This is a genomic window from Photobacterium indicum (assembly GCF_003026215.1).
Lineage (GTDB): Bacteria > Pseudomonadota > Gammaproteobacteria > Enterobacterales > Vibrionaceae > Photobacterium > Photobacterium indicum.
In genome coordinates this window covers 878,505-893,185 of the sequence record NZ_PYOC01000001.1, presented here as the reverse complement: position 1 = coordinate 893,185, position 14,681 = coordinate 878,505, and the positions used below count along the sequence as shown (strand labels likewise).

The 14,681-nt window shown below is 39.7% G+C and carries 16 protein-coding genes; 4 read left to right on the top strand and 12 right to left on the bottom strand.

The window, feature by feature from the left end; translation table 11 throughout:
• Positions 1 to 282: 282 nt before the first annotated feature.
• From C9J47_RS03905 to C9J47_RS03890, 4 genes are all read right to left on the bottom strand, one after another.
• On the bottom strand, positions 283 to 834 hold the full coding sequence (locus C9J47_RS03905; RefSeq protein ID WP_107252336.1) for a sugar O-acetyltransferase: 552 nt from the start codon (positions 832 to 834) through the stop codon (positions 283 to 285).
• Positions 835 to 976: 142 nt separating this feature from the next.
• A complete protein-coding gene (locus tag C9J47_RS03900; protein WP_107252335.1) occupies positions 977 to 1,582 on the bottom strand; it encodes a DUF1294 domain-containing protein in 606 nt (201 codons plus the stop codon).
• Positions 1,583 to 1,921: 339 nt separating this feature from the next.
• Complete coding sequence (locus C9J47_RS03895; protein ID WP_107252334.1) at positions 1,922 to 2,209, bottom strand: hypothetical protein; 288 nt, start codon at positions 2,207 to 2,209, stop codon at positions 1,922 to 1,924.
• A 169-nt stretch (positions 2,210 to 2,378) separates the two neighbouring features.
• Complete coding sequence (locus C9J47_RS03890; RefSeq protein ID WP_107252333.1) at positions 2,379 to 2,753, bottom strand: hypothetical protein; 375 nt, start codon at positions 2,751 to 2,753, stop codon at positions 2,379 to 2,381.
• A gap of 503 nt (positions 2,754 to 3,256) precedes the next feature.
• On the opposite strand from C9J47_RS03890, the gene C9J47_RS03885 reads away from it, so the two are divergent.
• Complete coding sequence (locus C9J47_RS03885; RefSeq protein WP_107252332.1) at positions 3,257 to 3,640, top strand: hypothetical protein; 384 nt, start codon at positions 3,257 to 3,259, stop codon at positions 3,638 to 3,640.
• Positions 3,641 to 3,726: 86 nt separating this feature from the next.
• Here C9J47_RS03885 and hflX read toward each other — a convergent pair whose 3' ends face one another.
• The 6 genes from hflX to C9J47_RS03855 form a co-directional block, all read right to left on the bottom strand.
• Positions 3,727 to 5,064 carry a GTPase HflX gene (gene hflX / locus C9J47_RS03880; RefSeq protein WP_107252331.1) on the bottom strand — a complete coding sequence of 446 codons (1,338 nt, stop codon included), beginning with the start codon at positions 5,062 to 5,064 and terminating at the stop codon, positions 3,727 to 3,729.
• Positions 5,065 to 5,234: 170 nt separating this feature from the next.
• Entirely contained in the window at positions 5,235 to 5,708 is a 474-nt protein-coding gene (locus tag C9J47_RS03875) for a PaaI family thioesterase (RefSeq protein ID WP_107252330.1), read from the bottom strand.
• A 3-nt stretch (positions 5,709 to 5,711) separates the two neighbouring features.
• Positions 5,712 to 6,005, bottom strand: a complete 294-nt coding sequence (locus tag C9J47_RS03870; RefSeq protein WP_107252329.1) for a DUF134 domain-containing protein — start codon at positions 6,003 to 6,005, stop codon at positions 5,712 to 5,714.
• 107 nt (positions 6,006 to 6,112) lie between these two features.
• Entirely contained in the window at positions 6,113 to 7,924 is a 1,812-nt protein-coding gene (locus C9J47_RS03865; RefSeq protein ID WP_107252328.1) for an ABC transporter ATP-binding protein/permease, read from the bottom strand.
• Positions 7,925 to 8,143: 219 nt separating this feature from the next.
• Positions 8,144 to 9,541, bottom strand: a complete 1,398-nt coding sequence (locus tag C9J47_RS03860; protein ID WP_107252327.1) for an MBL fold metallo-hydrolase — start codon at positions 9,539 to 9,541, stop codon at positions 8,144 to 8,146.
• 308 nt (positions 9,542 to 9,849) lie between these two features.
• Positions 9,850 to 10,377: a DUF2799 domain-containing protein gene (locus C9J47_RS03855; protein ID WP_107244722.1), complete on the bottom strand. Its 528-nt coding sequence runs from the start codon at positions 10,375 to 10,377 to the stop codon at positions 9,850 to 9,852.
• Between the two features lie 111 nt (positions 10,378 to 10,488).
• Here C9J47_RS03855 and C9J47_RS03850 point away from each other — a divergent pair, with 111 nt between their 5' ends.
• From C9J47_RS03850 to C9J47_RS03840, 3 genes are all read left to right on the top strand, one after another.
• Complete coding sequence (locus tag C9J47_RS03850) at positions 10,489 to 11,022, top strand: DUF2975 domain-containing protein (RefSeq protein ID WP_107252326.1); 534 nt, start codon at positions 10,489 to 10,491, stop codon at positions 11,020 to 11,022.
• Positions 11,023 to 11,031: 9 nt separating this feature from the next.
• Positions 11,032 to 11,253: a helix-turn-helix domain-containing protein gene (locus C9J47_RS03845; protein ID WP_107244724.1), complete on the top strand. Its 222-nt coding sequence runs from the start codon at positions 11,032 to 11,034 to the stop codon at positions 11,251 to 11,253.
• A gap of 447 nt (positions 11,254 to 11,700) precedes the next feature.
• Entirely contained in the window at positions 11,701 to 12,777 is a 1,077-nt protein-coding gene (locus tag C9J47_RS03840) for a PQQ-dependent sugar dehydrogenase (RefSeq protein WP_107252325.1), read from the top strand.
• Between the two features lie 254 nt (positions 12,778 to 13,031).
• Here the strand turns inward: C9J47_RS03840 and C9J47_RS03835 are convergent, their stop codons facing one another.
• Positions 13,032 to 14,144 carry an NADH:flavin oxidoreductase gene (locus C9J47_RS03835; protein WP_107252324.1) on the bottom strand — a complete coding sequence of 371 codons (1,113 nt, stop codon included), beginning with the start codon at positions 14,142 to 14,144 and terminating at the stop codon, positions 13,032 to 13,034.
• Between the two features lie 238 nt (positions 14,145 to 14,382).
• Positions 14,383 to 14,640, bottom strand: coding sequence for an HP1242/YdcH family protein (locus tag C9J47_RS03830; RefSeq protein WP_107244727.1), 258 nt, complete (start codon positions 14,638 to 14,640; stop codon positions 14,383 to 14,385).
• Between the last annotated feature and the right edge of the window lie 41 nt (positions 14,641 to 14,681).

The following is a 14,681-nucleotide window of genomic DNA, read 5'->3' as shown; positions in this document are numbered from 1 at the left end:
GCTATAACGCTTGCCATAAGTTTCGCCCCCCTTTCAACCGACATAAGATTGGGTTATATAAGGATAATGGTTCAGCTTTAATTTGAGGAGATAACCATAATTAAACATTTAAATCAGTCAATTATGTTTATGGGCTTTAAGCCAAGGCAGGTGTTCGCGTCAATATAACCGCTTATCAATAATCCCCCTTCCACTTCTTCGTAATATTTCCCTATATAAGGTAGCTCGGGCTTGTTCAACACTTCGGATAGGTGTCGGCTTCGCGACACATATCCTTATCTGTTATATTTCTTTTATTACTCGGGCTGGATTCCCACCGATAACAACATTATCTGGAAAATTTTTAGTCACCACGGAACCAGAAGCAACCACAACATTATCACCTAGCTTCACACCGGGATTTATAATTGCATGACCGCCAATCCAACAGTTGTCACCAATAGTTATTGGCTTCGCGAACTCAATTCCACTTATTCGCTCAATTGGATCAATCGGGTGACAAGCCGTATAGATACCAACTTGAGGGCCAATCATACAATTACTACCAATTGTAACCTTTGCACAATCCAAGATTACGCAACCAAAATTCACATAAAAGTTTTCACCGACAATTATGTTTTGCCCATAATCACAATTGAAATTGGGTTCAATTTTAATGTTATTACCCGTGCGACCCAACAAACCTTTGAGTAATTCATACCTTTCAGATTTCTGACCTCTGCTTGTTACATTATATTTAGCAGTAATCTCTCTCGCACTTGTACGCATTTGTGACAACATATCATCACTCGGGTCGTAAATTTCACCCGAAATCATCTTATTAAATTCACTCATTACATCTTCCAAAACTATCACTAAAATTCATCGAAAATATAACGCTTGCTATAAATTACGCCACGATTAACCTACAAAGCACACACAACTCCAAGCCAAAACTGCGGAGTAAAACGCGTCACCTTGATGTTTTGTTTGCCCATTAATGCACTATGCTCATTACTTCATTGAGCAATATTTTTATATAAACTGCACCTTCCGGCGTTAACAGCCAAATAAATGCAGAGCAATTTAAAACAATTGTCATCCATAGTATTGCCTTAAACGGTTGCTTCTGAGATTTATGACGTAACTGATTTTGAGCAATTAATGCTCCGGGCCAACCGCCAATCAAGGCAAAAAAATGTAGAGTATTTTCTGATGTTCTCCACTCACCTTTTTTGGCTGCACTCTTATCCCAAGCATATATAGCGAATGTAAAAATACTCAACAGAACATATACTGTCAGTAACAAGACTGATGTACCTAGAACAAAAATAGAACCAGCGACAAAAACTAAGTAAGAACAACAGAACATGATGGATAATGGTAATCCATTCAACTTTGCGTCGGTCAGAACTACATTACTTGCATTTATTCGTTTTTGCTTATCTTGAGTTACCTCAAAACTGACCACATCATTTAGTTTAGGACGAACATTACGGTTTTTTAATGATTTTATATGGAAGAAAAAGCGCTCATTGCCAAAATTCGGAGCAATAAATCCATACCCTTTTTGATCGTTCCACTCAATGATTTTACCATTCATACTCAAAACTACCTTTTAGGGCTAACGCTTGGTACTTACGAATCCCCACAAAATACCGTTGTAGTTCAATAAGTAGACACAAAGCTTGTCTACAAATCTAATGAATTCGCTCCAAATACAAAAATTCACAAGCAAGTTGTTTGATGTTCAAACATTACACTAACCTTCGGACAATCAATACCATGAGCCAAGTAAATCAACAGATATAACAAACCTAATTGGTGGTAATCATTCATGATTTTGTGGGGATTCCCCAGCGCCAGCCAGAAGGTGTGCCACGACAACTTTACCAAGCACACCGAACTTCACACCAAAACCGCGGAGTGTAACGCATCAACTTCATGTTTTTGATGTGCGCTCTCTAATTTTCAATTCTTTTTTAAAACTTGATTCCTGTATGTACCAGAAAACTAATACAATAAACGGTGAAAATAAAATAATAAAAATGAAATTACTCATATTGTCATAGAAAAATGAACCCGGCCAAACATTGTCATCCATAATGAAAAACCCAATTAATCGTCCAATAAATATTGCTAACGACATAATTAAACTTTGAACAACAACATATCTAAGCTGACCTTTTTCCTTAATCTTAGCCCAACGATTAAACTGCTTTTGATTCATAGAACCTCCTCCGCATTTAATATTACAGACTTAGCGCATAACGCCTGCATAACACGTTTGCTACCATGGAGATTAAGCTCAAATTTACCACTTAACACGGTAAACCAAAAGAAACCTAGAATGCCGAGTGTAGCAAATCGTGTTGATGCAATTGTTAGGCGAATTGGTATCACTGGAAATAGTTACTACAGACAAGGCACTTCCAATCACCACCGATAGCCCCCTCGATATCTTTAAGCCTTATATCTTTTGAATTTGAATCAAAGCAAGTAGGACAAAATGGGCCGTCATCATCAGCACCATCTATTGGCTTAAAATATACTCCATCAATGTATTTGAGTGAAGTCCTAGTATTAATTTGTCTTTTGAGTTCAGCAATAATTTCTGCGTTCTCTGCTGCCTCCATTTTTGCATCAGCTAAAGCACTAATAAGTTCTGCCATTTGCAATTTTAAATGAGCATCATCAATTGCATCAGTTGCAGTTTTTACACTTTTAGCTACTTCCCAAGCAGCTTTGATACCCGAAACATATTCCACTACCATCTATTTTATCTCCACTTTATTCGCCTAACATTTTATTCTACGAAATGATTTCGTATATCCCCACTAAATCCGTAGATATACGCACAAGATTTACGATCTGTAATCGTATATACCATTTCAAAAATCACCTAAACCGCACGCAACAACGTCAATAATATAGAACGTATAGGTACGCTACCGCCTTCGGGTACGCCCAGCATGCGTAGTAGCAAAATATAGGCCGTATAATACCAATTGATTTGATCTGCAACTTGATGAAAGTCTAATTTATTAGGCATTTATTGATGAGTTATAAGTCAACTCGTACTAGTTGTGCAATCTTTAAGCGCCACCTTGCATAGTGGGAAAGGCTGACATTGCCAACATCGATGTAGATGCACGTCGGTAGCAACTTTCTTTATATTATGAGACACCTGCGCGTTTTTTTAATTTTGTGATAGTAGAGAATACGAGAGTAAGGGGTATGACAGTTCACCAAACCGTTAGGTTCTAAGCGAGGAAAAATGCAAGAATTATTAGGTATATTCAATGCTATAGCTACGTTCACTTGTTATGTAATTCTCGTATTACTATTTATAAAATTATATGACGGGCACGGCGTCGAGCTTATAAAATTAAAAGCGTTACGTGCTGGCGATCGTGAAAGTTATCTTGTTCCATTGATTTTTAATAGGCCAACGAATTTGGTCAACATGCCGCTGTATTTATTCCGCTTTCTTAAATCAGGTTATGTAAAGATCACAGCAGATCAAGCTGGTGGCGTTACTTGGGAATGCAACGGTGCAACATGGACCGTTCATATTGCTAACGACACAAAAATAGTTGGATTAAGCAGCATCAATCCCTTTATTCAAATGAAAGAAGATTTGAATAAAGGATCAAAATGATAAATCAGAACCTCTCAATTAAGGCTAAATAACGACCTAAAGTGGGAGGTTTTATATTAAGGCGGTAGCAGTTCACACTTTTCTCTTTATGAATTCAGCATCAACTTTTTTAATCTTGCTAAATCAATCTCGTTTGAGCGTACGGTGAGTTTAATATGACTATACTCATACTCTTCCTTAGTCACACTCATGCTAGAACGAATTTCACCGATAATACCTTTCGCGGTATAAGGAACAATGATTTCATCTTCAATCATTCCGTGCTCAGAAACGCCAACGATATATTTATGCAGTTTAGCGATATCTAGAGGGTTACGGGTTGAGGTCATCATGGCATCAGGAAATTCTTCCATCAGTGCCTGCTGTTGCTCAGTACTCAATTGATCTGATTTATTTAGTACAAGCAGTTTTTTAGCCCCTTCAACGCCCACTTCTTCCAATACCTCATGTACAACATCAAGTTGTGAACGAAAAGAAGAATCTGAAGCATCAACCACATACAGCAACAATGAAGCATCATGGGCTTCTGCTAAGGTTGAATGAAATGAGGCTACTAAATCGTGAGGTAATTTTTTGATGAAACCGACGGTATCTGACACTAAGATTCGAGGCTGAGTGATTGGGTACAACGCACGTACGGTGGTATCAAGTGTTGCAAAAAGCTTGTCTTCTACTAATACTTCACTGCCCGTAATTGCGCGCATCATTGATGACTTGCCCGCATTGGTATAACCAACTAAAGCGACACAAAAAAGTTCAGAACGTTGTGTACGTCGACCTTTCATTTCATCTTGAACACTAGCCAGCTCGCGCTTTAATTCAGCTAATTGATCACGTACTTTACGGCGGTCTAGCTCTAGGTTTGTTTCACCTGCGCCTTTACCCATTTGGCGTTCATTATCACCAACGGTAGACTCTCTAAGTCGTGGTGCGACATAATTAAGGCGAGCCATCTCAACTTGTAATCGTGCAGTTCGGGTACGAGCATGACGGCTAAAGATTTCAATGATAATCCCCGTACGATCATACACTTGTACGCCTAGTTGGTTCTCCACATTACGCAGCTGTGATGGGCTTAAATCGCAATCAAATACCACCACATCAGCACATGCAAATGGCAGGTTTTCTGAAGGAATATCCTCAAATTCTGTCTCATCAAAGAAATCTTCAGTATCTGCGTCATCAACCGAGCCTTGATTACCAGTGAGGTGTGCAATTTCAGCCAGTTTGCCAGCTCCCAAAACATTCACTCTTTGGGTCGAGCTTTGCTTTTGCGACTGCGTGCCAACGACTTTAAACCCTAGAGTAGTCACCAAGCGAGCAAGTTCTGCAAGTGAGTCTTTTGCCTCATCGCCTTTAAACTGCGGTGTGCAAATAGAAATAAGTAAAGCATTAGTAAGTGATGCTTTTTCTGTTAGTTTCATGATTTTTATATTCGTGCACCTGAGTGCAAACCTGGTCTTATCTAAAGTTGCTTGATCCTACGCTGTTATAGGTAAGCTTTATAGAGCAATAGAATACTAAATACAGATATTCGTTTAGTTGGCGATAAATCGTCGGCCATCGTGGTGTTTGGCAATATATTCAGTCAAATTTAGCGTTTCATAAAACGTGCTGTACTTTTTGCCATAAGTTGTTGCTCAACATAAATATCAGCTTCAACTTTATAAAGTGTTAAATAGGAAGAGTTTATTTTCCCTCGAATAATAATATCTGCTGTGAGTGGAATCTCTGCAAGGTAGCGGATATTGATATCACCGGTTACAGCTTCAACACCTTGATTAAAAATCGCGTGACACATACCAGCATCGAGTAACGCAGCAATAAAACCACCATGTAAAATACCTTGATAACCTTGTTGATGAATACTCCCTTTAGCCTTTGCCCAAACAACACCCTCTTGATCATTATAAAAATCAAGTTTCAAACCAAAGGTTGATTGTGTGCCACATAACATGCAGTGTTGATGACTATTTCGTTTATTCACTTTTTCCAAGAGAGACGTTGACTTGAATAAGTCGAATTTATCTATCTCATTCTGTAAAATGCTTATTTCCGTATTGTTCATGTTTTACTCTTCTTTTTCTTCTTCGTGGTGCATGATGAGAGCCTTGCCCTGAGTAAGACAGTCCATTACTTTAAAACGGGCTGATTTCAGAATATTGGCCAGAGTCTGCCGAGAGACACCCATCTCGATAGCTGCTTCTTGTTGCTGCATTTTCAATAGATCAACCAGTCGCAACGCCTCAAACTCATCATCGGCAAGTTGAACTTTTTCAAGCTGACTCATTGGTATCCTGTTGGGTTTAAAGCAACTGTCAGCGGGATGACCACAAATATTTCTCGGGATTTTCGGTCTTGGCATGAAGCCTCCATAATTGGCATATGCTACTTATACACCTTATTTATAGCGTACGCCATAAACTTTTACGCAATAAGAGCACCCCACCAGCGCATTAATGCGTAACGGTGTTAACCAGTCATACGTTTGAATTGTAGTTCTACCAAGCGCTGGTATAAATCACAGCTTTTCAGTAGTGTTCGATGATCACCAACATCAACCAAACGCCCTTGATCCAATACTGCAATTTGGTCGGCATGTTGAATAGTTGAAAGACGGTGAGCAATAATTAACGTTGTTCTGCCACGCATCAACTCTTTCAAAGCTTGCTGAACATGATGTTCACTTTCGCTGTCTAATGCGCTGGTGGCCTCATCAAGTAATAATATATTCGGATCTTTTAAAATGGCTCTTGCGATGGCAATACGCTGACGTTGACCACCAGAAAGCCTTACCCCTCGCTCACCAAGGAAACTATTGTACCCTTCAGGTAAATTCATGATGAACTCATGTGCATGCGCCTTTTTAGCCGCCTCAATAACTTGTTCATCTGTCGCTTGTGAGTTGCCATAACGAATATTATGGAAGACATCATGACTAAATAGCGCAGGCTGTTGTGGTACAAGTGCCATTTGTTTACGTAGTTCATGCGGATCAAATTGACGAATATCGACACCACCTAGTGTGACCTTGCCTAATTGAGGATCGTAAAAGCGTTGCAATAGTTCAAAGAGTGTCGTTTTGCCTGCACCTGAAGGGCCGACAAGCGCAAGAACTTTGCCTTCTTTGGCTGTCAAAGTTAGATGCTCAGCGGAAGCTTGGTCTGGCCTTGAAGGATAATGAAAAGTGACATCGTCAAACGCGACCTCAGCAGACAGCGCTTGAGGAGAAGTGATGTTTTGGCTAGGAGCCACAATATGACTTTCTACTTGGAGTATTTCAATTAACCTTTCTGTTGCGCCTGCAGCTCGTTGTAATTCACCTAAAACTTCTGAAATAGTCGCCAATGAAGAAGCGACTATGATCGCATAAAAGACAAAAGCACCTAAATCACCAGACGACATAGTACCGTTGATTACATCGCTACCACCCACCCAAAGCATGCCTGCGATGGCACTGAAAACAATCACAATCACGCCTGAGATCAAAATGGCACGCTGCTTAACGCGCTGGCGTCCAATTTCGAATGCCTTTTCTACTTCATTAGAGAACGACTCTCTTTCTTGCGCTTCGTGACTGTAACTTTGAACGGTCTTAATGTGCTCAATCGCTTCACCCGCATAACTCCCAACATCGGCCATCGAATCTTGACTCTTGCGTGACAAAGCTCTCACACGGCGTCCGTATACCAGTATCGGAACAAGAATAAATGGCACCGATGTTAATACAATTAATGTTAGTTTTATGTTGGTTGCAAATAACATGATGATTGCACCTACACACATTAATGCACTGCGCATCGCCATCGAAAATGAAGAACCAATAATGCTCTGTAGCAAGGTAGTATCAGTGGTGATGCGCGACATGATGTCGCCACTACCATTGATTTCAAAATAGCTTGGATGCAAGGTAATGACGTGATTGAACACCGCGAGCCTTATATCAGCACTGACTCGCTCACCCACTGAAGAGACTAAATAGAACCGAAAGAATGTCCCGATTGAAATAAGCACCGTTATTGTAAGAATAAATTGAATAGCACGTTCAAGATCGTGTATCGACTGTTGGATGAACCCTTCATCAATCAAGATTCGCACTCCATGCCCTACAGATAAAGTCAAAGAAGCTGTAAAAATAAGTGCGACGAGTGCAGCCAAGACTTTCCCTTTATAGGGTCGAATAAACATCACTAATTCAAATAAAATACTTAGATTTTTACCTTTAGCATTTGTCTGAGAACTTGAACTTTGAACTGTTTCATTTGACGTAGGTTGAGTTTGCATAGATACGCCTTTCGTTTTGCCCGCTTCAATTGGGACGAATATTGGAATTGGATCTTTGGCTCAATCATTAGCAAGCAAAGGTACAATTAATAGGCTTATCATTGGGGTATCAGTAACAAATAGCAACCATCACTTCAGCAAAAGGATAAATTACCGATAGATTACGGGATAGAATATAACCCCAAATTATAATGATAAAATGGGGTTATTTTGTATGTTCTAAACGTAAATTTTCTCGCCATATTTAACAATATGGACAGATTTATGCAGCTGTTCTTTAATCACGTCTTTAAACACAGCCTGCTTGTCAGACTCGCCGTGTATTAAATAAATTTTCTCTAGCTGTTCAAATTCACTCATCCAAGCTAGCAGATCGCTTTGGTCTGCATGTGCTGAAAATCCACTGAGCATGTGTATTTTGGCATTCACATTAATTTTTTCATGATAAAGCTGAATGGACTCGGCTCCGTCGATCATTTGCCGCCCCAGCGTACCTTTCACCTGATAACCAACAAAGATAACACTGTTACGGTCATCCCATAAACGGTGTTTAAAGTGATGCAAAATACGCCCACCAGTACACATTCCGCTACCAGCAATAATAATACAGCCACTTTCCTCCTTATTAATGAGCTTAGAATCTTTAGCTTTTAATGAATATTGCAGATAAGGAAAGTCAAAAACAGTGCCGTCGCGTAACAATAGTTTGTCGGCGGAAGCATTTAATTCTGCGTGGTAATTGTTATAGATCTGTGTTGCACGTATTGCCATGGGCGAGTCTAAAAACACTTTACATATGGGCAGCTCTTTATCGTAATACATCTGCTTAATAAGTAGCAGGATCTCCTGCGTCCGTTCAATCGCAAAGGAAGGGATAAGTACATTACCTTTATTTCTTAAGGTATTGATAATAATCTCTTTACACTCATCGATAGTCTCTTTTAAAGGACGATGTTCACGATCGCCATAAGTCGATTCAATATAAAGTGCATCGGCTTTTTTAACAAAAGAGGGAGGTGTCATAATAATATCGCGACGGCTGCCAAGATCACCACTGAACACTAGCGACTTTGTGTTCCCCTCTTCGCTTACTTCTATTTGAATAGTTGCAGAGCCAAGAATATGTCCCGCGTTTCTAAAGGTAACCTTAACGCTAGGCACAAGCTGAATGGCTTTATTGTAGTCGGCGTATTGAATGATTAAATCAAACACCGCTTTCGCATCGTCACTGGTATAGATAGGTGGAGGAACCTGTTTTTCATTACCTGTTCTTTTGGCTTTTTTCAATGCAGTTTTATAATCCTCTTCTGCAATTTTGGCGCTATCCATTAAGATAACCTCAGCCAAATCCATTGTCGCGCGCAAGGCGACAACTTTACCATCAAATCCTTCTTTAACGAGTTTCGGAACGCGTCCTACATGATCCAAATGAGCATGGGTAAGTAAAACAATATCGACATCTTTAGGATCGAAATCAAAAGGCGCATAGGTCTGCTCTTCATTTTCACCTTGAAAATAGCCGCAATCGACCAGTATATTAGGCCCGTTTTTGAGTTGTAAAAAATGGCAGGAACCAGTAACCGTCTCCGCGGCACCAAATGACTGAATGAAAGTCATAAACACCTCCCTAGTGATTGGATTTTAACTATAGCACTGCTTAAATTCCCAAATATGGGCACATGTCAACTAATCAACATCTCTACCAATTATGCGATAATCTGCTGATACCACACGAGTATGTGTCTACACTAAAGCACCTTTAAACGCTTTGGAATGGCTACCGTCAATAACCACTTTTTCTGTTAGACCATGCAGACCTATGGTCTTTTCCGTTGATATACGTTTCGTCCATTCGCCACGAATAAGCCACAGGTTTCTTCGTACACGATGTCCAGTAGTAACGAAAGGACAGTAATAAAACGACCTCAAAATGTGAAGTGGTACTGTATGGTAGGCACCATCAATGAACGTCTTTCTGAGTGAAGCATGACTTCACGTCTACGAAGACGTTTACCTTCATCACTATTATATTTATCGTGCTTTTCCAAAAGTTTTAATTCGCGCTTTATCGAGTTCAGCTCGTTATCAATTTTCCTTATATGTTGTTCAACCCTGTACTCTTTTTGCCCCTGATTGTATTGCTCAACAAACAAAGAACTATCGCAAACACCAAAGTATCTCCCCCCAGAGCGACCAATACGATAACCATTATCAGGCATACAGTAATATGATAACCCTAAGTCATAACTGGCATACCAAGCAGCATGATCAACTCTTATTCCTGCTTCTTTACAATCTTTCGAATAGTCATTTATTCGCGTAGCCGGAACACCATTTTGACCATCCATCACCCCGACAGCATGCCAATCCGCCGCTTTACACTCCTCGACAGACATACTTGAGCAGCCAATCATTTGAGCCAACGTAACCATACATAGGGCGCGTTTCCACATAAATTTCTCATTGTTTATTAATAATAAATTATCGTTTTAAGGTAACTTATTATTGCCAAATACAATCAGCCATGTCAATCTATTGCCCACAACTTATTTGGGGAATGAATCATGCATCACCAACACGCCATCCAGAAGCTAAGCAAAAAACTGCTAATTTTACTTTGGGCCATATTAATCACAGCCCCTCTTTACGATTCCTTTATGTGGATTTACGGCACGATGGTTGAATCAGGCGATGTTATCAACGTATCATTCGCCTACCCAGTGAACTTACCGTTAACACCAACAAAAATGTTAATGGGCTATCCTTTCGCCATTTTACCTACCGTTATTTATATGGCGATGATCTGGCAACTTATACAACTATTCCGTCTTTATCGAGCCGGAAGTGTATTCACTCTAAATAATGTTTCCTGTCTAAAGAAAACCGCCAATTTTATGATTGCTTTACCCTTTATCAGTGCAATTTCCGATCTGTTATTAGGTGCAGTTTTATCCATTGGTGAAGAAGAGTTGAATACTGGCCTCTATTTTTCAGATTCTGAGTTGACAATTTTTGTCATTGGTCTCATGGTGCGTGTAACTTCACATGTTATGGTACTCGCGAAAGACATGAAAGAAGATCATGAATTAACAATCTAAGGCGATTTTATGCCAATTATCATTAATTTAGATGTGATGCTAGCAAAGCGAAAAATGCGCTCGAACGAGCTTGCAGCAAAGATTGGCATCACCGAGCAGAACCTGTCAGTACTTAAGAACGGCCGTGCTAAAGCACTCCGTCTTACAACGTTGGATGCTATTTGTAAGCACTTACATTGCCAACCCGGAGATATTCTCGAATACGTTAATGGCAAAGAAGAAGATGCTTAACAGACGCTCATGAATAACCAAGAAGTCATGCTTATTTACAGAAGTTAAATGACCATCGGCAAAGCTCCTCGGTTTTGCTGCAAACGGAGTGCTGTGTAATGATCTTCATCAGCACTCATTACTTTAATCATTATGCCACTACACCCCCACACACTTTTTAGGCTGGCACTTTCCTTCAGAAATGACGCTATGGTCTGTTCGTTATTACCTTGCTTATAAACTTAACTACCATGAAGTAGAGGAAATTATTGCTGAACAAAATCTTGGTCCTGATTAAATAAGCAGTACCTTATCGGTTCCATTTAACTACTTAGCATTTTTTAAAGGTTTTTTTGTGCAATTTTGACTCGGTGGTCGATTAAATTACAGTTTAGAAAATATTCTCTACGGCATCGCTATCAAAACACTAAGCTTCAAGAAAACCAATACAAGAAGGCTGCTAAGTCGATGAAAATACCCCAACGAATAAGTGTGTTAATACTTACCCTTTTGGCTGTAAATACCGCTCATGCATATGAAGCAGAAAAAGTGACCAGTGGGTTAAACATACCATGGGGATTAGCCTACATTGACGACAGCACTATGCTCATCACAGAGAGAAATGGAGCAATTAAACACATCAATCTAGTAACAGGTAAACAGCAGACTTTGGCTGAGATTCCAAATGTTTGGGCTAAGGGACAAGGTGGGCTTCTTGACGTTGCGCTCTCCCCTTTCGATAAAAACAACATATACGTTACTTATAGTAAAAATATCAATGGTAAAGGCGTCACAACGCTTGCATCGGCGAAGTACCGTAATGAGACACTCTCAGATTGGGAAGATGTCTTTGTTTCAATCTCCCAAACCGGTACTAGCAGGCATTTCGGCAGTCGAATTACGTTTGATAATAACAGCCTCTACTTCTCGATAGGTGACCGTGGCGAGCGAGAAAATGGTCAGAACACCATGAATCATGCAGGCTCAATCTTACGCTTGAATCCAGACGGCAGCACACCTATAGACAACCCCTATGTAAACAACAAAGCCATTCTGGATGAGATATGGAGCTACGGGCATCGAAATCCTCAGGGCTTATTCTTTGACCCTAAAACCCAGAGACTTTGGTCAATTGAACACGGGCCGCGTGGAGGTGATGAAATTAACTTAATCAAAAAAGGATCTAATTATGGCTGGCCTATTACTTCTCACGGTAAAGAATATTGGGGACCAGTCAGTGTAGGCGAAGCCACAGAAAAAGAAGACATCGAATCACCAATTAAGGTTTATATACCCTCAATCGCTCCTGGCAGTTTGGTGTTGTATCGAGGCGAAAAATTTCCCGAGTTAAAAGGGAAATTATTATCGGGGGCGCTAAAGTTAACCCACATTAATATAGTCACCCTTAATAACGAGGGTGAAGCTATTGCTGAAGATCGGATCCTTTCTGAACTCGGCGAACGTATCAGAGACATTGAAGTATCTCCAGAAGGAGAGATCTTCTTCAGCACAGATAATGGTAACCTTTACAAGCTTAAGCGATAAATGAGCGTTGAAATCGTGACCTCAACCTTGCGGGAATGAGTCAGCAATGATTTATACCAAGCTAAATAAGTATCTGTTCATTCTTGTTGGTTAAAATAGCTAATAACGTCGTTAGAAATTTTATAATTAGAACCACTAGTTACTTCAATTTCTGCCTTGTTCTTACCCATTTTTCCTGAACAAATTTATGACCATTTACTTATCAATATTGGTATTACTGACTCGGTTCTAAACAGAAATGTGTCACTGCTTATTTATAAGCGAGCTAATTGCGATTTTCTTTTCTTATTAACAACACAGAAATTGCCACGTTTTGTGCGGCATTTTGAACACCTTTCACACTCAACTGGCGCTCTGTTACCTTCTTTCCAACGCTTAATTAAATGCGGTTCAGACAGCAAAGGTCGAGAGAGAGCAAAGTATTGAATATTGGTATTATTCGCAATCTCTTCTATCGCATCAATATCCGTTAATCCGCCAACGGTAATAACGGGTACATTCACCTCTTCGCTAATAATATGCCCATATTCATGGAAATAGCCTTCTTGTTGAAGAGTATATCCATCAAAAGCCTCGCCAATCATGGTATTAGCTTTACCATGGATATTACCTGAGATGATGATTGCATCAACGCCAATCGCTTCTAATTTTTGACAAACAATACGTGTTTCATCAAACGTTAAGCCACCCTCAAAAAACTCAGATGCCGTCAATTTAACTAATATTGGATACTCATCACCGACAACCTTTCTTATTTCAGCATAAATCTCTAATAACAATCTCATTCGATTGTCTAGGCTGCCACCATATTGATCTTCTCTTCGATTGTAATAAGGACTTAAAAACTGATTAATTAAATAGGTATGTGCTGCGTGTATTTCGACCCCATCAAAACCTGATTCTTGGGCTCTTCGGCTTGCTTGAGCAAATGCCTGAATAATGTAATCTATTTCATCCTTAGTCATCGCTTTGCCTAATGTTTGTGTGCCTTTTTCGCACACTTCACTCGGCGCATAGATCACCCTTTCACCAACATTATGCGTGGTTTTTGTGCCACCATAAGCAAGCTGCATCACTATTTTAGAATCATTAATGTGGACTAACTCGGTCAGTTTTTTGTATTCATCGATAAAGGAATCATTGTACATTCCCATCATGCCTGCATTTGGCTTCTCTTCTTCTACAATATTCGCATAACCCGTCACAATTAGGCCGACTTCCCCTTTAGCTAGCTCTTCGTAGATAGCGTATAGCTTATCCGTCATATGGCCATCTTCTGTTGCCATATTTTCCCACGTAGCGCTTCTAATAAAACGGTTTTTTAATGCCATGCTGCCAATGCGGGTTTCTGTAAACAAAGTGCTCAAGTCTAATCCTCTTAAAAATCGTTTTTTCGTCTTATTCATCTGCGTTATAAAGAAATAAAAAAGAACAGCCATACAATAAGCATGGCTGTTCTTTTCTGTGCATTTTTTATGTGCAATGAGCAATAGTAAATATTATCGACAATATCTCACTTTTCTAGAGCAAAATCCTTAATCTGGATTAAGATTGTGCCATCAAGACAAGCCTTAACGACACAAACAGTTTGTATGTTCAAATGGGTTAATTACTTGCTTGCTCATGATGCTTGGTTAGTTGCTTATATAACATGTCTTTTAACTCAACACGCTTAAGCTTTAGATCGTTCATGTTGTCATCATCAATCGGACTACCCGATATCTCCAGCTGGCGGATATCATAATCCAGTTGATGATACTGCTGAAGATCGGCTTTGAATGTTGGATCATCGTGGTTGAGCTGAACAATATCTGATGTAAGTTCAGGAAAATCTAAGATAAAGGCATGGCTTTCATTTAGCATCGGCATTCCCTTTTCAGTCGGATTATCCATTAGTATAGAAG